This is a genomic window from Streptomyces sp. NPDC094143 (genome assembly GCF_040303825.1).
Classification (GTDB): domain Bacteria; phylum Actinomycetota; class Actinomycetes; order Streptomycetales; family Streptomycetaceae; genus Streptomyces.
In genome coordinates, this window is sequence record NZ_JBEOTZ010000053.1 from 13,821 (window position 1) to 31,588 (window position 17,768).

At 74.5% G+C, this 17,768-nt stretch carries 10 protein-coding genes; 9 read left to right on the forward strand and 1 reads right to left on the reverse strand.

Annotated elements, in window-relative coordinates; translation table 11 throughout:
• The first annotated feature begins 124 nt into the window (after nt 1-124).
• The 9 genes from mqnE to ABTZ58_RS36440 all read left to right on the forward strand — a co-directional run bounded on the left by mqnE (nt 125) and on the right by ABTZ58_RS36440 (nt 11,845).
• On the forward strand, nt 125-1,288 hold the full coding sequence (mqnE, locus tag ABTZ58_RS36400; RefSeq protein WP_351366600.1) for an aminofutalosine synthase MqnE: 1,164 nt from the start codon (nt 125-127) through the stop codon (nt 1,286-1,288).
• A 73-nt stretch (nt 1,289-1,361) separates the two neighbouring features.
• Complete coding sequence (locus tag ABTZ58_RS36405) at nt 1,362-1,664, forward strand: ferredoxin (RefSeq protein WP_351366603.1); 303 nt, start codon at nt 1,362-1,364, stop codon at nt 1,662-1,664.
• 154 nt (nt 1,665-1,818) lie between these two features.
• A complete protein-coding gene (locus ABTZ58_RS36410) occupies nt 1,819-2,586 on the forward strand; it encodes a thioesterase II family protein (protein ID WP_351366606.1) in 768 nt (255 codons plus the stop codon).
• A 62-nt stretch (nt 2,587-2,648) separates the two neighbouring features.
• Nucleotides 2,649-3,554 carry a menaquinone biosynthetic enzyme MqnA/MqnD family protein gene (locus tag ABTZ58_RS36415; RefSeq protein ID WP_351366609.1) on the forward strand — a complete coding sequence of 302 codons (906 nt, stop codon included), beginning with the start codon at nt 2,649-2,651 and terminating at the stop codon, nt 3,552-3,554.
• A 37-nt stretch (nt 3,555-3,591) separates the two neighbouring features.
• The gene (mqnC, locus tag ABTZ58_RS36420; RefSeq protein WP_351366612.1) at nt 3,592-4,797 is read left to right on the forward strand and encodes a cyclic dehypoxanthinyl futalosine synthase; all 1,206 of its coding nucleotides are present in this window, start codon (nt 3,592-3,594) and stop codon (nt 4,795-4,797) included.
• A 49-nt stretch (nt 4,798-4,846) separates the two neighbouring features.
• Entirely contained in the window at nt 4,847-5,836 is a 990-nt protein-coding gene (locus ABTZ58_RS36425; RefSeq protein ID WP_351366615.1) for an ATP-binding cassette domain-containing protein, read from the forward strand.
• Nucleotides 5,836-6,687: an ABC transporter permease gene (locus ABTZ58_RS36430; protein WP_351366618.1), complete on the forward strand. Its 852-nt coding sequence runs from the start codon at nt 5,836-5,838 to the stop codon at nt 6,685-6,687. Before ABTZ58_RS36425 ends, ABTZ58_RS36430 begins: the two co-directional genes overlap by 1 nt.
• A complete protein-coding gene (locus tag ABTZ58_RS36435) occupies nt 6,680-10,699 on the forward strand; it encodes an AMP-binding protein (protein WP_351366621.1) in 4,020 nt (1,339 codons plus the stop codon). Before ABTZ58_RS36430 ends, ABTZ58_RS36435 begins: the two co-directional genes overlap by 8 nt.
• A 111-nt stretch (nt 10,700-10,810) precedes the next feature.
• Nucleotides 10,811-11,845 (forward strand): ketoacyl-ACP synthase III family protein, encoded by a 1,035-nt coding sequence (locus ABTZ58_RS36440; RefSeq protein WP_351366624.1) that lies wholly within the window; start codon nt 10,811-10,813, stop codon nt 11,843-11,845.
• A gap of 74 nt (nt 11,846-11,919) precedes the next feature.
• Here the strand turns inward: ABTZ58_RS36440 and ABTZ58_RS36445 are convergent.
• On the reverse strand, nt 11,920-17,768 hold a 5,849-nt coding region (locus ABTZ58_RS36445; protein ID WP_502996189.1), incomplete at its 5' end, for a type I polyketide synthase.

Below are 17,768 nucleotides of genomic sequence, written 5' to 3' on the forward strand. Positions count from 1 at the left end.
GCGGGACGGCCGGTCCACGGTCCGCGGGAGAACGTTCCGTTCCGGGGGGCCGACGAGCCACGTGCTGCGCGTGCTCGGACCCACTACGTGTGCCACGAGGCACTGACCGAGGAGGTTCCCGGCCATGGACGCTGGGCTCAAGCGCGAGCTGGAGGAGAAGGTCCACTCCGGTGAGCGGCTGTCCCGCGAGGACGGCATCGCGTTGTACGAGTCGGACGACCTGGCCTGGCTGGGCGGTCTGGCGCACGAGGTGCGCACGCGCAAGAACGGCGACGTGGTGCACTTCAACGTCAATCGCCACCTCAACATGACGAACGTGTGCACCGCGTCCTGCGCGTACTGCTCCTTCCAGCGCAAGCCGGGCGAGGCGGACGCGTACACGATGCGCATCGAGGAGGCCGTCCGGCTGGCGAAGGCGATGGAGAACGAGCACCTCTCCGAGCTCCACATCGTCAACGGCCTGCACCCGAACCTGCCGTGGCGCTACTACCCGCGCTCCCTGCGCGAGCTGAAGAAGGCGCTGCCCAACGTGGGGCTGAAGGCGTTCACCGCCACCGAGATCCACCACTTCGAGACGATCTCCGGCCTGTCCGCCTCCGAGATCCTGGACGAGCTGATCGACGCGGGTCTGGAGTCGCTGACCGGCGGCGGCGCGGAGATCTTCGACTGGGAGGTGCGGCAGCACATCGTCGACCACCGCACGCACTGGGAGGACTGGTCCCGGATCCACCGGCTGGCGCACGAGAAGGGCCTGAAGACCCCGTGCACCATGCTCTACGGCCACATCGAGGAGCCCCGCCACCGCGTGGACCACGTGCTGCGGCTGCGTGAGCTCCAGGACGAGACCGGCGGCTTCCAGGTCTTCATCCCGCTGCGCTACCAGCACGACTTCGTCGACATGAAGGACGGCAAGGTCCGCAACCGCCTCCAGGCCCGCACCCGGATGGCCACCGGCGCGGAGGCCCTGAAGACCTTCGCGGTCTCCCGGCTGCTGTTCGACAACGTCCCGCATGTCAAGGTGTTCTGGGTGATGCACGGCCTGCAGACCGCGCAACTGGCCCTCCAGCACGGCGCGGACGACATGGACGGCTCGGTCGTCGAGTACAAGATCACCCACGACGCCGACAACTACGGCACCCCGAACAAGCTGACGCGTGAGGACCTCCTCGACCTGATCCGCGACGCCGGGTTCCGCCCGGTGGAGCGCAACACCCGCTACGAGATCATCCGCGAGTACGACGGCCCCGACCCGGCGCGCCGCGAGTCCCCGCAGCCGATGCGGGTGTGAACCGGCGGACGGCACCGTGACTTCCTCTCCCCCACGCCCGCAAACCCACGACGACTCCGCCAGGCAGGTGTGAATGTCCCCCCAGACGACGAACAACGAGGACCTGGAAGTCTGGATCGACCAGGACCTGTGCACCGGTGACGGCATCTGCGCCCAGTACGCGCCCGAGGTGTTCGAGCTGGACATCGACGGACTCGCCTACGTGAAGAGCGAACAGGACGAACTGCTGCAGGAGCCCGGCGCGACGACGAGGATCCCGCTGGAGGTGCTCTCCGACGTGGTCGACTCGGCCAAGGAGTGCCCCGGCGAGTGCATCCACGTCCGCCGCGTCGCCGACGGTGTCGAGATCCACGGACCCGACGCCGTGGACGCCTGACCGCCCCCGACCCCCACCGGGCGGGACCGCCGGACCGGCCACTGTGTGGGCCGGCGGTCCCCGCCCCCTCCTGACCGCACCCCGCGCACCACGCACGGAATCCCTGCCCTGCGGAGCGGGCACGTCGACACCCGGGAAGGACACCCCACGTCCCATGAGCACCACCCTCTCCGCCGACCTGTGGATCCGCAGGTTCCGGCCCTCTCCCGACGCGGCCGGCCGTCTGGTGTGCTTTCCGCACGCCGGCGGGTCGGCCAGTTTCTACGTGCCCGTCGCCGCCGCGCTGAGTCCCGGGGTCGACGTCCTCGCGATCCAGTACCCCGGACGCCAGGACCGCCGGAGCGAGCCGGGGCCCGCCTCCGTCGCCGAACTCGCGGACGGGGTGGCGGCGGCGCTGGCCGGCTGGGACGACCGTCCGCTGACCTTCTTCGGGCACAGCATGGGAGCCCTGGTCGCCTTCGAGACGGCCCGGCGCATGGAACGGACCGGGGTTGGGCCGGTCCGGCTGTTCGCGTCGGGCCGCCGCGCCCCCTCCAGGACCCGCGACGAGCACGTGCACACGCTCGACGACGACGGTGTGGTCGCCGAACTGCGCGCCCTGGCCGGCACGGACGCCAAGGTCCTCCAGGACGAGGAACTGCTGCGCATGGTGCTGCCCGCCATCCGCAGCGACTACCGGGCCGTGGAGACCTACCGCTGCGAGCCCGGCGCCCGGCTGCGCTGCCCCGTCACCGTGCTGACCGGGGACGCGGATCCGCGCACGTCGCTGGAGGAGGCCCGCGCGTGGAGCGGGCACACCGAGGGCGACTGCGACGTGCGCGTCTTCTCCGGCGGGCACTTCTTCCTGTCGGAGCGGCCGGGCGAGGTACTGGCCGTGCTGACCGAACACTTCGCCGCCGGCCGCACCACCGGACCGGCCTGACCTCCCGCGGCCGGCTCCCTCCGCCGCCCGTCACCCTCGACCCGTTCCGGGAGTTGTGCACCATGACCGAGCAACTCGCCCCCGAGGCACCGGCACCGGTGCCGATCCCGGTGCGCCGGCGCCGGCCCCGGGTGGGGCACATCCAGTTCCTCAACTGCCTGCCGCTGTTCTGGGGGCTGGCCCGCACCGGCACCCTCCTCGACATGGAGCTGCGCACCGACACCCCGGACGGCCTCAACGACGCGCTGGCCGCGGGCGACCTCGACATCGGGCCGATCAGCCTGCTGGAGTTCCTGCGGCACGCGGACGACCTGGTGGCCCTGCCGGACATCGCGGTCGGCAGCGACGGCGACGTGATGTCCTGTCTGATCGTCAGCCAGGTGCCGATGGAGGACCTCGACGGTCAGCGCGTCGCGCTGGGCTCGACCAGCCGCACCTCCGTGCGCCTGGCGCAGCTGCTGCTGGCCGAGCGCGTCGGGGTGCGTCCCGACTACTACGTCTGCCCGCCCGACCTGCGCACCATGATGTCCGAGGCGAAGGCCGCCGTGGTCATCGGTGACGCGGCGCTGCGCGCGGCCCTGCACGAGGCACCGAGGATGGGGCTGCGCGTGCACGACCTGGGCCGGATGTGGAAGGACTGGACGGGTCTGCCCTTCGTCTTCGCCGTCTTCGCGGCGCGCCGCGACTTCCTGGACCGGGAGCCGGAGCTGGTGCACCGGGTCCACGCCGACCTGCTCGCCTCGCGCGACCTGTCGCTGGCCGAGGTGACCAAGGTGTGCGAACAGGCCGCCCAATGGGAGGAGTTCGACGCCGCGACGCTGGAGCGCTACTACACCACGGCTCTCGACTTCAGCCTCGGCCGGGCCCAGCTCGCCGGCATCTCCGAGTTCGCCCAGCGGGTCGGCGGAGACGACGCGGGCTTCCCGCCCGACGTCGTGGTCCGGCTGCTCGAACCCGCTGCTTCCTGATCACTTCCCCGACCACGCCACCGGAAAGGCCGGCACCGTGTCCCGACCTCCGCACCATCCCCTCCAGTCCGTCCTCGACCGTGCTGCCGCCGGTGGGCGGATCACCCCCGAAGAGGCCCTCGACCTCTACCGCGACGCCCCGCTGCACGCGCTGGGCGCCGCCGCCGACGCCGTGCGCCGCCGCCGGTACGCCGGCACCGAGCACATCGCGACGTACATCATCGAGCGGAACATCAACTACACGAACGTCTGCGTCACGGCCTGCCGGTTCTGCGCCTTCTACGCCGCCCCGAAGGACACCGCCAAGGGCTGGACCCGCGACCTCGACGACATCCTGCGCCGCTGCGCGGAGACCGTCGAGCTCGGCGGCACGCAGATCATGTTCCAGGGCGGCCACCACCCGGACTACGGCGTCGAGTACTACGAGAAGCACTTCGCCGCCATCAAGAAGGAGTTCCCGCAGCTCGTCATCCACAGCCTGGGCGCCTCCGAGGTCGAGCACATGGCGCGGATCTCGGGCGTGGGCGTCGAGGAGGCGATCACCCGGATCCACGCGGCCGGGCTCGACTCCTTCGCCGGCGCCGGCGCCGAACTCCTCCCGGAGCGCCCGCGCAAGGCGATCGCTCCGCTGAAGGAGTCCGGCGAGCGCTGGCTGGAGATCATGGAGATCGCGCACAACCTCGGCATGGAGTCCACGTCCACGATGCTGATGGGCACCGGTGAGACCAACGCCGAGCGGATCGAGCACCTGCGGATGATCCGGGACGTGCAGGACCGCACGGGCGGCTTCCGCGCGTTCATCCCGTACACCTACCAGCCCGAGAACAACCACCTCAAGGGCCGCACCCAGGCCACCCTGTTCGAGTACCTGCGGATGATCGCCGTCGCCCGCCTGTTCCTCGACAACGTGGCCCACATCCAGGGCTCCTGGCTGACCACCGGCAAGGAGGTCGGCCAGCTCTCGCTGCACTACGGCGCGGACGACCTCGGCTCGGTCATGCTCGAGGAGAACGTCGTCTCCTCCGCCGGAGCCAAGCACCGCTCCAACCTGATGGAGCTGATCAACCTGATCCGCGCCACGGGACGGGTGCCGGCGCAGCGCTCCACGACCTACGAGCACCTCGTCGTGCACGACGACCCGGCGAACGACCCCGTCGACGAGCGCATCGTCTCGCACGTGTCCTCCACGGCCATCGAGGGCGGGACCGCCCACCCGGAACTGAAGCTGATCGCCGCCACCTGACGACCGGGCTCCCCCACCCCCACCCCTGCGCACAAGGACGGAGAAGCCCATGGCGGGCGCCATTCACGCCACGGGTCTGGTGAAGACCTTCGGCGATGTCCGGGCCGTCGACGGAGTCGACCTGGACGTACCGGAAGGCAGCGTGCTGGGGCTCCTGGGCCCCAACGGAGCGGGCAAGACCACCATGGTGCGTCTGCTCACCACGCTGCTGCGCCCCGACGCGGGCACCGCGACCGTGGCCGGTCACGACGTGGTCCGCGACCCGGACTCGGTGCGGCTCGCGATCGGCCTGTCGGGCCAGTTCGCCGCCGTCGACGACCGGCTCACCGGCCGCGAGAACCTCCGCATGATCGGCGAGCTGTACGGTCTGCGCTCCCGCTCGGCCCGGCGGCGCGCCGACGAACTGCTCGACCGGTTCGACCTGGCCGGCGCCGCCGACCGGGTGTCGAGCACCTACTCCGGCGGCATGCGGCGCCGCCTGGACCTGGCGTGCGCGCTGGTGGTGCGGCCCTCGGTGATGTTCCTCGACGAGCCGTCGGTCGGGCTGGACCCGACGAGCCGGCTGCTGCTGTGGGACGCCATCGAGGATTTGGTGCGGCAGGGCACCACGCTGCTGCTCACCACCCAGTACCTGGAGGAGGCCGACCGGCTCGCCCAGGACCTCGCGGTGGTCGACCACGGGCGGATCATCGCCCGGGGAACCCCCCACGACCTCAAGGCCCAGGCCGGCGGCCGGCGCATCGAGCTGGTCGTGTCCTGGTCCGAGCAACTCGACGCCGCCGCACGGCTGCTGGCCCGGCTCGCCGACCGCACCCCGGACGTCGACCGGCCGCGGGCCACGGTGTCCGCGCCGGCCGAGGGCGGGGTGCGGCTGCTGGCGGAGGTGGTCACCGCGCTGGACGCCGAGGGCATCGAGATCACCGACATCGGGCTGCGCCGCCCCACCCTGGACGAGGTCTTCATGGCCCTGACCGAGAACGTGTCCCGAGGCACCGGGCGGGCCGCGGTGGGCGTCGGCACGCCGAGCGAGAAGGAGTGATGAACGTGTCGGCAGCGGCACCCGCCGTACCCGAACTGAAGCCCGGTACGGCCGCCAAGGCCGTACGCGACGTCCTGGTGGTGACCCGGCGCAACGTGCTCCGCATGGTGCGGATCCCCGAGGTGCTGATCCTCAGCCTGGTGCAGCCCGTGGTGTTCGTGCTGCTCTTCGCCTACCTGTTCGCCGGCTCCTTCGGACTGCCCGGCGCGGAGGGCCCGGCGGCCTACCGGGAGTTCATGATGCCGGGCTTCTTCGCCCAGACCATCGCGTTCGCCACGGCCAGCAACAGCAGCGTCAGCATGGCCACCGACGTGCAGAGCGGCATGGTGGACCGGTTCCGGTCGCTGCCGATGGCGCGCGGCGCGCTGCTGACCGGGCGCACGGTCGCGGACCTGGTGCAGAACGTGATCGTCATCGTGGTGATGATCCTCTGCGCGCTGCTGGTCGGCTGGCGGATCCACCACGGTGTGCTCCGGGCGGTCGCGGCCTTCGCGCTGCTGCTGCTCATGGGGTACGCGCTGTCGTGGGTGGGCGTCGTCGTCGGTCTGTCGGTGCGCGCCCCGGAGGCGGCGGCGACCAGCAACTTCCTGTGGCTGTTCCCGCTGACGTTCCTGTCCAACGCGTTCGTGGCGCCGTCCACGCTGCCGACGGTGCTGCGCTGGGCCGCCGAGTGGAATCCGCTGAGCGCGACGGTGCAGGCGGCCCGTGAGCTGTTCGGCAACCCGGGGCTGGCCGCCACCGGGTCCTGGCCCGCGCAGCATCCGGTGCTGGTCTCGGTGACCTGGTCGGTGGTCATCGCCGTGGTGTGCCGGACGCTGGCGGTACGCCGCTACCGTGCGGCCGGTGCCTGAGGGGGACGGCCTGATGACGGACGCCACGTTCCGGGCGGATCTGATCCGGCCGGTGCACGAACTGCTCGCCGGGCACGCGGCCCGGCAGCCGGACCGCGTCGCCTTCAAGGACGGCCGCCGCTCGGTCACCTGGGCCGAACTGGACCGGCGCACGGCGCGGGTCGCCGGACACCTGGTGGGTTTGGGGCTGGGCCGCGGCGAGTCGGCGGTGATCTACCTGCCGAACCGGGTGGAGACGGTGGAGAGCTATCTCGCCGTCACCCGCGCCGCCGGCGTGGGGGTGCCGCTGAACCCGCAGTCGACCGACCCCGAACTGGCCCATCTGCTGGCGGACTGCGCGGCCCGGGTGGTCATCACGGGTGCGGCGCAGCTGCCGCAGGTGCGCCGGGTCCTCGCGGACCGGCCGGACGTCGTCGTGATCCTGGTCGGTGACGTTCCCGAGCCGGGGTTCGCCGAGGCCCGCGACGAGACGCTGCCGCAGTGGGAGGTCCTGGCGTCGACCTGGTCGCTGCGCGATCCGCCCCGCGACGACCTGGGCCTGGACGAGCCGGCCTGGATGCTGTACACCTCCGGCACGACCGGACGCCCCAAGGGCGTCGTCTCCACGCAGCGCGGCTCCCTGTGGGCGACGGCGGCGTGCAACGCCCCGCTGCTGGGGCTGTCGCCGCAGGACCGCGTCGTGTGGCCGATGCCCCTCTTCCACGCGGTGGCGCACAACATCTGCGTGCTCGGTGTGGTCGCCGTCGGCGCGAGCGCCCGCATCACCGACGCGCTGGCGGCCGAGGAGGTGCTGCTCAGGGCGCGGGAGGAGGACGCCACCTTCCTGGTGGGCGTGCCGACGCTGTTCCACCACATGGTGGAGCTGGCCCGCTCCGGTGCCGTGGAGGTGCCGCGGCTGCGGGTGTGCATGGTGGCGGGCTCCTCCTGCCCGCGGTCCCTGCACGAGGAGTTCCGGGCCGCCTTCGGCATCGGACTGCTGGACAGCTACGGTTCCACCGAGACCGGCGGCGCCATCACGACCAACCTGCCCGGCGGGCCGTACGTGCCGGGTTCGTGCGGGGTGCCGCTGCCCGGGCTGACGCTGCGGCTGACCGATCCGCGCACCCGCGCGGAGGTCGAACCGGGCTCCGAGGGGGAGATCTGGGTCTCCAGCCCCGCCCTGATGCTGGGCTACCACCGGCAGCCGGAGGAGACCGCCGCCGTCCTGTCGGACGGCTGGTACCGCACCGGTGACCTGGCCCGGCAGGACGCCGACGGCTATGTGACGATCACGGGCCGGCTCAAGGAGCTCATCATCCGCGGCGGGGAGAACATCCACCCGCGCGAGGTGGAGCAGGCGCTCGCCGCGGCCCCCGGGGTGGCCGACGCGGCCGTGGCGGGCGTCCCGCACGAGTCGCTCGGCGAGGTCCCCGCGGCCTACCTGGTGCCGGGCCCGAACGGGATCGACGTCGACGCCGTGCTGGCCGTGTGCCGGGAGCGGCTGTCGGCGTTCAAGCTGCCGGAGGAGATCCACGAGATCGCCGAGGTGCCGCGCAACCCGGCCGGCAAGGTCATCCGCAAGGAACTGGCCGGTGCGGCGGGCCGGTTGCTGTGGCGCCGGAACCGGCAGGCCACGGAGTCGGCCCGCCGGTACACCGGCGCCGCCGACCTGGGGCTGGACGACACCGGTCACCCGTTGCTGACCGCTTGCGTCGAGCTGCCCGACCGGCAGGAACTGGTGTTCACGGGACGTCTCACGGCCGCCGGGACCGACCCCTCGCTGCTGCGGCGGACCGACGGCGGCACCGTCCTGGCCGGATCCGTGCTGCTGGAGCTGGTGCTGTACGCGGCGGGCCGGGCCGGCTGCGCGCTCGTGGTCGAGCTCTCGGCCGACGAGCCACTGGTGGTGCCCCGCGAGGACGGTGTGCAGCTGCGGGTGACCGTGGGCGCGGCGGACGGTGCCGGTGTGCGGCGCGTGGAGGTGCACGGACGGCGGGACGCGCACGGCGCCGCGGGCCGCCCGTGGGCCCGGCACGCCACGGGCGCGGTGGCGCCCGGTGCCCTGCCGGAGCCGGACGATCCGGTGGCCGTGTGGCCCCCGCAGGGCGCCCGCCGCGACAGCGCCGGTGACGCCGAGCCGGACGGCCGGGTGCCGGGCACGGTGTGGCGGCGGGACGACGAGGTGTTCGTGGAGGTGTCGCTGCCGGACTGGACCGCGGCACGGGACGGGTTCGATGTGCACCCGGCGCTGCTGGAGGCGGCGTTCGCGACCGCGGTCGGGAGGTCACCGGAACCGTTGGCCGCGGTGTCCTGGCGCGAGGTGTCCCTGTACGCGGTGGACGCGTCGGTGCTGCGGGTGCGGCTGCGGGCCGCGGCGGACGGGACCTGGGCGGTGGACGCCTCGGACGGTGCCGGGGACCCGGTGCTGACGGCGCGCTCGGTGACGTTCGCGCCGTCGGCCCGCCGTACCGTCCGGGCGGCGTCCGCGGCCCAGCAGGACGGCCTGTTCGAGGAGGTGTGGGACGTCTTCGACCTGCCCCGCACGGCGCCGCGGCAGGAACGCTGGACGGTCGTCGGCGCGGACGCGCTGGGGGCCCGCTCGGGGCTGATGTCGGCCGGCCGCTACTGCGAGATCCAGCCCGGTCTGCCGGAGCTGCTGTCCTCGGTGGAGGAGGGCGCCCCGGTGCCGGACGTGGTGGTCGTGTCGCAGGCCGGAACGGCGGAGGGACTGTCGTGTGCCGACGCGGTGCGCGCGGCCGTCGACGAGGCGCTGGGCTGGGTGCGGCACTGGGCCGGTCCCCGCTTCGCGCACAGCCGTCTCGTCGTGCTGACCCGCGGCGCCCTCGCCGCCCGGGAGGACGGCGTGCCGCCGGACCCTGCGGCCGCCGCGGTGTGGGGTCTGGTCGGTGCGGTCCAGGACCGGGCGCCGGGCCGGTTCGCGCTGATCGAGACCGACGCCGTCAAACGCTCCTGGCGGCGGGTGGAGGCCGCGGTCGCCTCGGGCGAGCCCCGGCTCGCGCTGCGCGGCGGCGAGGTCCGTCGGCCGCGAGCGGCCCGGCTGCCGGTGGCGGTTCCCGACGGACCCCCGGCCGGGCGGGTCGCGCTGTTCGCCGCGGGCGAGGAGGCGGGTCCGGCGGCGTTCCTGCCGGCCGTGTGGCCCGGGCGCCGGCCGCTGCTGGCGGGCCCGTACGCGAAGAACGCGGCCGACCGGATGCCAGCGGCCACCGGGGCCGGCGATCCGGTGCCGTGGGAGCCCGGCGACCCGGCCGGATCCGTCCGGGCGCTGCTCGACGCCGGCCCCGCGACCGTGGTGTTCGCCGCTTCCGTACGGGCCGAGCGGGACGCCGACGTGGACGCCGCGCTGCGCCCCGTCGTGGACCCGGCACTGGAGCTGGTCCGCTCGGCACCCGCCGCCACGGTGACGTCCGTGGTGTTCGCCACGCCCGGCCCGCGCGAGGCGGGGCCCGCGGACGCGGCGGTCGCGGCGGTGTTCGACGTCTGCGCCCGCCGGCTGCGGGAGGCGGGGGTGGCGGCCGTGTCGGTGCGCGGCCCGGCCGGACCGCCGGAGGAGGCCGCCGACCTGTTCGCCGCGGCCGTCGGCGCCGGACGGCCGGCGCTCACCGCCGAGCGGCCCGGGATACCGCGCCCGCGTACCGTCGCGCCCCTCACGGCGAGCGCCGCGCTGCTGCGCGGCCTCGCACCGGGCACGGTGCGGCGGCCCGCGCGCGACGCGGTCGCCGACCCCGGCGGGCTGCGGCACCGCCTGGCCGCGCTCACGGGCGCCGAGCAGGAGGAGATCCTGCTGCGTCTGGTGCGCGGGCACTTCGCGGACGCGCTGGGCCGCGCGGGCGCCGGACAGGTGCCCGCCGACCAGGAGATCCGCGATCTGGGCTTCGACTCGCTGACCGCGCTGACCGCGCGCAACGCACTGGAGTCGGCGACCGGGCTGTCGCTGCCGGCGTCGGTGGTCTTCGACTTCGCGACACCGGCGGGACTGGCCCGTCATCTGCGGGAGGAACTGCTCGCCGGCTGAGGCGGGCCGACGCCGGGCGGCAGGGCACCGAGGGGGTGCGCTGCCGCCCGGTGCCGTGTTCGACGCCGCCCATGGAGGCCGGCCCGACAGGCCGGCCAGGAGGAGGAAGAGATGCGTGTCGAGAACGTGTACGTCGAGTCGCTGGGCGTGGTGCTGCCCGCCTGGGCCAGTGCCGAGCAGGCGGTGGCCGAGGGCCGGCTGGACGCGGAGATCCAGGCCGCGAACGGCCTGACCGGGGCGCATGTCGCGGGGGACGTACCGGCGATGGACCTGGCGGTGTCGGCGGCGCGGATCGCGCTGGACCGCTCCAGGATCGACCCGGAGGACCTGGGGGCGCACATCCACAGCGCGGTCCACTACCAGGCGCCCGAAGGCGCGTACCCGCCCGGCTACATCCTGCGGGAGCTGGGGCTGGGCCGGCTGCCCGCGCTCTTCCTCCAGCAGGGCTGCGACGGCATGCTCAGCGCGCTGGAGGTGGCGATCGGCAAGCTCACCGGGGCCGCCGAGGCGGGGTCGGTGCTGCTGACGACGGGTGAGAACTTCTCCTCCCCCACCATGGACCGCTGGCGGGGCTTCGGGCAGGCGTACATCCTCGGGGACGGCGCGGCGGCGGCGCTGGTCAGCGACGAGGGCGGGTTCGCCGAGGTGCGGTCGCTGAACTCCGGAGTGCTGCACGAGCTGGAGAAGTGGCACCGCGGTGACGGTCCGCTGGTGCTGCGCGAGGGCGCCGGGTCGATGTCCGACATGGCCGAGCGGGCGCAGCGGTTCACCGAACGCGAGATGCCGCTGTCGGAGACGATGGAGAAGCTGACCCTGTTCGACCTGGACATCATCCAGCGTTCCCTGGTGGACGCCGGGATCAACGCCTCGGACCTGGCGAAGGTCGTCCCCATCAACATGGACGGCCGGATGATCGAGTACTCGATCATGATGCCGCTGGGGCTGACGATGGACCGGTGCAGCTGGGACTTCGGCCGGGCGGTGGGGCACGTGGGCGGCGCGGACGTGTTCATCACGCTGGAGCACCTGGTCCGCACCCGGGCGGTGTCCCCCGGCGACCACGTGCTGCTGGTGTCCCAGGGTCCCGGCTGGCTGTGCAGCGCGGCCGTGGTCACGGTCACGGAGGTGCCGCACTGGGCCGAGTGACCGCGCGGCACGACGCAAGGGCCCGCCCCCCCGGATGAGGGGGCGGGCCCTTGCGCTGTGTCCTCGGACCCGCGTCAGGCGCCGAGGCCGGTCAGCCAGCCGTCGGTGGCGTCGGCGGTGGAGCGGGCGTGCGCCTCCATCATGGTGAAGTGGTTTCCGGGGACATCGAGCACGGTGTGGGCCCGGTCCCAGGACGTCTGCCACTCGTGCGCGGGCAGCTCCTCCCCGGGAGCCGGGGGCACCGGCGGTTCGCTGGAACGCACCAGCAGGACCGGGCAGTCGAGCGGGCCCGGCTCCCATTCGCCGATGAGCGCCACGTACCAGCTCATGGCGGTCAGCCGGTCGGTGTCCATGTGCGCGAACATCGACTCCCGTTCGAACATGCCGCTCAGCATCTGCTGGGAGAAGCGCAGGAACGGCGAGTCGGCCCGCGGCATGTAGGTGTCCAGCAGGACGACGGCGGCCGGTGCCGCGCCGCGCTCCTGCAGGCGCCTGGCCGCGGACAGGGCCAACACGCCGCCGGAGGAGGAGCCGAGCAGGACCGCAGGGGTGTCGCCGACGGTGCGGTGCACGGCGTCGGCGTGCAGGTCGGCCACCGCGTCGAAGGTGGCGGGCAGCGGCTCCCCGGCGCCGAAACCCTGGGTGGGCAGCGCCCACACGTCGCGCCTGCCGCGGAAGCGGGAGGCGAACCGGGCGTACTGGTGGACGCCGGCGAGGGCGACGTAGGAGCTGAAGCACACCAGGGGTGCGGCGGCGTCGCCGGCCGACAGGCGGATGGCCTCCGGGACGGACGGCAGGTCGGCCGGGGCGGTGAAGGTGGGGCGCAGTCCGGCCGCCGCCTGGAGCAGCGTGAAGCCGTCGTCCACCCGGCCGTCCAGGCAGGCCGCCTTGAACAGGCCGCCGATCGTGTCCCCGGCGCGGACCGGCGGGCCGGCCGGAGCCGGGCCGCCGGCGGGTGCGGCTGCCTGCTGCGGCTCCGCGTCGAGGCGCTGGTGCAGGTGGGCGGCGAGCGCCTCGGGGGTGGCGTGGTCGAACAGCAGGGTGGGGGGCAGGGTGAGACCGGTCGCCGAGGCGAGGTGGTTGCGCAGTTCCACCACCGTCAGGGAGTCGAAGCCCTGCTCGGTGAAGAGGCGGTCGGGTTCGACCGCGTCGGCCGAGGGATGGCCCAGCACGGTGGCGGCCAGGTCGCGGACCAGTCCGAGCAGGCGGGCGCGGCCCTCCTCGGGCGTGGTGCCGGCGAGCAGGCGCGAGGTGGCCGGTCCGCCGGTGGACCCGGCCTCGACGGTGCGGCGGGCCGGGGCGGTGGGCGCGGGCCGGAGCAGCGCGCGTACTCCCGCGGTGCCCGAGCCGGTGCGTACGGCGATCACCGCGGGGTCCGTGGCGGTCAGCGCGTCGTCCAGCAGGGCGAGGGCCTCGTCGGTGGCCAGCGGGCGCAGTCCGCCGCGGGCCAGCCGGCCGCGGTCGGTGGCGGACAGACGGGAGGTCATGCCGCTGTCGCCGTCCCACAGTCCCCAGGCGACGGAGACGGCGGGCAGCCCGAGGGCGTGCCGGTGGGCGGCGAGCCCGTCGAGGAAGGCGTTCGCGGCCGCGTAGTTGGCCTGGCCGGGCGCGCCGAAGGTGCCGGCCGCGGAGGAGAACAGCACGAACGCCGTCGGGCCGAGGTGCGCGGTGGCGTCGTGCAGGTGCCGGGCGCCGTCCGCCTTGGGCCGCAGCACGGTGTCCAGACGGCCGGAGTCGAGGGCGGTGAGCACGGCGTCGTCGGTGACGCCGGCCGCGTGGACGACCCCCGTGAGCGGCGCGTCGTCGGGCAGCCGGCTCAGCAGGCGGGTGACGTCGGCACGGTCGGCGACGTCGCAGGCCTCCAGCCGGACCCTGGCTCCCAGTGCGGTCAGTTCGGCGACCAGGGTGTCCGCGCCGTCGGCGGCGGGGCCGCGGCGGCCGGCCAGCAGCAGGGAGCGCACGCCGTGCCGGGTGACCAGGTGCCGGGCGACGGCCCGGCCGAGGGTGCCGGTGGCGCCGGTGACCAGGACGGTTCCGGCGGCCAGGCCGGGCGGGGTGGCGCCGGTGGCGGCGGGGGCGACGTCGGGGTGCAGGAGGCGTCCGTCGCGGACGGCGCCGTGCGGGTGGCCGGCGGCGACCGCGGCGAGCAGCGCCCGGTCGTCGGCGTCCGTGGGCTCGCCGGGCAGGTCCAGCAGCTGGAACCGTCCGGGGTGCTCGGCCTGCGCGGAGCGCACCAGTCCCCACAGGGCGGCGCCGGCGACGTCCGGCAGGGCAGCTCCGGGAGACGCGGTGACCGGGCCGGCGGTGACGGCGGCGCGGGTGACGAGGACCAGCCGGGAGTCGGCGAACCGGTCGTCGGCCAGCCAGCCGCACATCAGCTCGTGCACCCGGGTCAGCAGGCCCCGTACCGCGTCGGGTGCCGCGTGGCCGTCGGGGCGGCTAGGTTCGGGGGCCACCAGGACCAGTTCGGGCATGGTCATGCCGGTGTCGACCGCCTTGGCCAGGGCCTCCATATCGGCGTAGGTCTCCAGGTGCACGCCGGCCCCGTCGAGGGCGGCGGCGACGCGGTCGTCACCGGTGCCGAGGACGATCCAACGCACCGACTCCGCGCGCGGCGCGGCCGGCAGCGGCAGGGTCTCCCGCCAGTCCAGGCGCAGCAGTCCGGGCCGGTCCGGGCCCTCGGCGGGGCTCACCGCGCGCAGGGTGATCGCGTCGGCGGTGGCGACCGGCTGCCCGGTGGTGTCGGTGACGAGGACGGAGTAGCCGTGGTCGTGCCCGGCGGGGGCCAGCCGCACCCGCAGCGCGGTGGCGCCGGTGGCGTGCAGGGTGAGCCCGGTCCAGGCGAACGGCAGCATGGGCGCGGCGGGTTCGTCCGCCGGTACTCCCGGGCGCCGCACCAGGAGCGCCTGGACGGCGGCGTCCAGGAGCGCGGGGTGCAGGCCGTGGCGGGCGGCGTCCTCCCGGTACGGCTCGGGCAGTTCGACCTCGGCGAAGACCTCCTCGCCGCGCTGCCACACCGTGCGCAGCCCGCGGAAGCCGGGCCCGTAGTCGAAACCGGCCGCGGCGAAGGCGGCGTAGGGGTCCGCGTCGGAGACGACGGCGGCGCCGGGCGGCGGCCAGGCGGCCAGGTCGCCCGTCGGCGGGGAGGGTACCTGCGGGGCGAGGACGCCCCGGGCGTGGGGGCGCCAGTCCGTCCCGTCCCCGGCGGGCCGCGACCAGATGCCGAAGGAGCGGCGCCCGGACTCGTCGGGGGCGTCGACGGTGACCTGGACGGGGACGGCTCCCCGCTCCGGTACGGCGAGCGGGCTGAGCAGGGTGAGTTCGCTCAGGTGGCCGCAGCCGGCCCGGTCGCCGACGTGTACGGCGAGGTCGAGGAAGCCGGTGGCGGGCAGGATGACCTGCCCGAGGACGGCGTGGTCGGCGAGCCAGGGCTGGGTGCGCGTGGACAGCCGCCCGGTGAACAGCAGCTCCTGCGAGCCCGCCCGGGTGATCTCGGCGTCGAGGAACGGGTGACCGGCGGGGTCGGCTCCGCCGGCTCCGGCGACCGCGCCGGCCGGCACGGTGGGCAGCCAGTAGCGCTGCCGCTGGAAGGCGTACGTGGGCAGGGGCACGGGCCGGGCGCCGGGCAGCAGCGCCGCCCAGTCGGGGTCGGTGCCGTGGGCGAAGAGGGTGGCGACCGCGGTGAGCAGCCGGCGTCGTTCGGGCTGGTCGCGCAGGACGGCGGCGGTGAACACCGCGTCCGGCGCGGCCTCGGGCTCAGCCTCGGTGAGGGCCGCCTCGGCGAGGGCGGTGAGCCGGCTGTCGGGGCCCACCTCCAGGAAGCGGCGCGTTCCGAGGTCGCGCAGGCGCAGCAGGGCGTCGTGGAACCGGACCGGCCGCCTGACGTGCCGTACCCAGTACTCGGGGTCGGTGAGCAGGCCGGGTTCCGCGGCCGAGCCGGTCACGGTCGACACGACGGGCAGGGCCGGCTCGGCGTAGGAGAGTCCGGTGACGACGGCCCGGAACTCCTCGAGCACCGGCTCCATCAGGGGCGAGTGGAAGGCGTGGCCGACCCGCAGCCGGGTGGCGCGCCGGCCCAGCCGGGCGAAGTGCGCGCAGACCTCCGTCACGGCGTCCTCGGTGCCGGAGACGACGGTGTCGTCGGGCCCGTTGAGGGCGGCGACGCCGATCTCGTCCTCCCGTCCGGCCAGCAGTGGCGCCACCTCGGCCTCGGTGGCCCGCACGGCGGCCATCGCGCCGCCCGGCGGGAGGGCCTGCATCAGGCGTCCGCGGGCGGCCACCAGGGCGCAGGCGTCGTCGAGGGAGAACACGCCGGCCACGTGGGCCGCGGCGATCTCGCCGATGGAGTGGCCCGCGAGCACGTCGGGGCGTACGCCGAGCGACTCCAGCAGCCGGAACAGCGCGACCTCGAAGGCGAAGAGGGCGGGCTGGGCGTACTCGGTGCGGTGCACGAGGTCGGCGTCGTCCCCGTACACGGCCTCACGCAGGCCGGGGACGCGTGCGCACACGGCGTCGAAGGCGTCGGCGAACACCGGGAAGGCGGCGTGCAGTTCACGGCCCATGCCGGGGCGCTGGGCGCCCTGTCCGGTGAACAGGAAGGCGGTGCGTCCGCCGGTGCGGGCGGTTCCGGTGACGGTGGCCGGCAGCGGGGTGCCGTCGGCGAGGGCCCGGAGCTGGGCGGTGAGGTCGTCCAGGCCCGCACCGACGAGGACGGCACGGTGGGGGAAGGCGGTGCGGGTTGTGGCCAGGGCGAGGGCGGTGTCGGCCGGGGCCACGCCGGGGTGCGCGCGCACGTGGTCGAGCAGGCGGCGGGCCTGGTCGCGCAGGGCCCGCGGGTCGCGGCCGCTGACGACCCAGGGGACGTCACCGGACGGCTTCCCGTCCGTGTCGGCGGCGTGCTGTTGGGGGGCGGGCTGTTCGGGGGCGGCTTCGAGGACGACGTGCGCGTTGGTGCCGCTGATCCCGAACGACGACACACCCGCACGCCGCGGCCGGTCCCCGGGCACGGACCACTCCCGTGCCTCGGTCAGCAGCTCGACCGCGCCCTGCTCCCAGTCCACGTGCGAGGACGGCGCGTCCACGTGCAGCGTCGCCGGCAGCACACCGTGCTCCATCGCCAGCACCATCTTCATCACGCCCGCCACACCGGCACCCGCCTGCGTGTGACCGACGTTGGACTTCACCGAGCCCAGCCACAGGGGCCGTTGACGTTCGCGGCCGTAGGTGGCGAGCAGGGCCTGCGCCTCGATCGGGTCACCCAGCCGCGTGCCCGTGCCGTGCGCCTCCACCGCGTCCACCTCGGCGGCCGACAGCCCGGCGTCCGCGAGCGCGGCCCGGATCACCCGCTGCTGAGAGGGGCCGTTCGGCGCGCTCAGACCGTTGGACGCGCCGTCCTGGTTGACCGCGCTGCCCTTCACCACCGCCAGTACGCGATGCCCCAGCCGGCGCGCGTCCGACAACCGCTCCACCAGCAGCAGACCGCCGCCCTCGGAGAACCCGGTCCCGTCCGCCGCGTCCGCGAACGCCTTGCACCGCCCGTCCGCCGCCAGCCCCTGCTGACGGCTGAAGTCCACGAACAGACCGGGCGTCGACATCACGGTGACACCGCCCGCGAGGGCGAGGTCGCACTCCCCCGCCCGCAGCGACCGTGCGGCCAGGTGCAGGGCCACCAGGGAGGACGAGCAGGCGGTGTCGACGGTGACCGCCGGGCCCTCCAGGCCGAAGGTGTACGACAGCCGACCCGACATGACACTGGCGGAGTTACCGGTGCCCAGGTGGGCTCCGACCTCGTCGCCCGGTGCGATCGGGCGGGAGGTGTAGTCCTGGTAGTTGGTGCCGGCGAAGACACCGGTGCGGCTGCCGCGCAGCGCGCGCGGATCGATCCCGGCCCGTTCGAACGTCTCCCACGCCATCTCCAGCAGCA

What these genes read in the sequence shown, in the direction of transcription:
- ABTZ58_RS36425 (WP_351366615.1), top strand. Translation starts at nt 4,847, where the DNA reads ATGGCGGGCGCCATTCACGCCACGGGTCTGGTGAAGACCTTCGGCGAT.
- ABTZ58_RS36440 (WP_351366624.1), top strand. Translation starts at nt 10,811, where the DNA reads ATGCGTGTCGAGAACGTGTACGTCGAGTCGCTGGGCGTGGTGCTGCCC.
- ABTZ58_RS36430 (WP_351366618.1), top strand. Translation starts at nt 5,836, where the DNA reads ATGAACGTGTCGGCAGCGGCACCCGCCGTACCCGAACTGAAGCCCGGT.
- ABTZ58_RS36415 (WP_351366609.1), top strand. Translation starts at nt 2,649, where the DNA reads ATGACCGAGCAACTCGCCCCCGAGGCACCGGCACCGGTGCCGATCCCG.
- ABTZ58_RS36410 (WP_351366606.1), top strand. Translation starts at nt 1,819, where the DNA reads ATGAGCACCACCCTCTCCGCCGACCTGTGGATCCGCAGGTTCCGGCCC.
- mqnE (WP_351366600.1), top strand. Translation starts at nt 125, where the DNA reads ATGGACGCTGGGCTCAAGCGCGAGCTGGAGGAGAAGGTCCACTCCGGT.
- ABTZ58_RS36405 (WP_351366603.1), top strand. Translation starts at nt 1,362, where the DNA reads ATGTCCCCCCAGACGACGAACAACGAGGACCTGGAAGTCTGGATCGAC.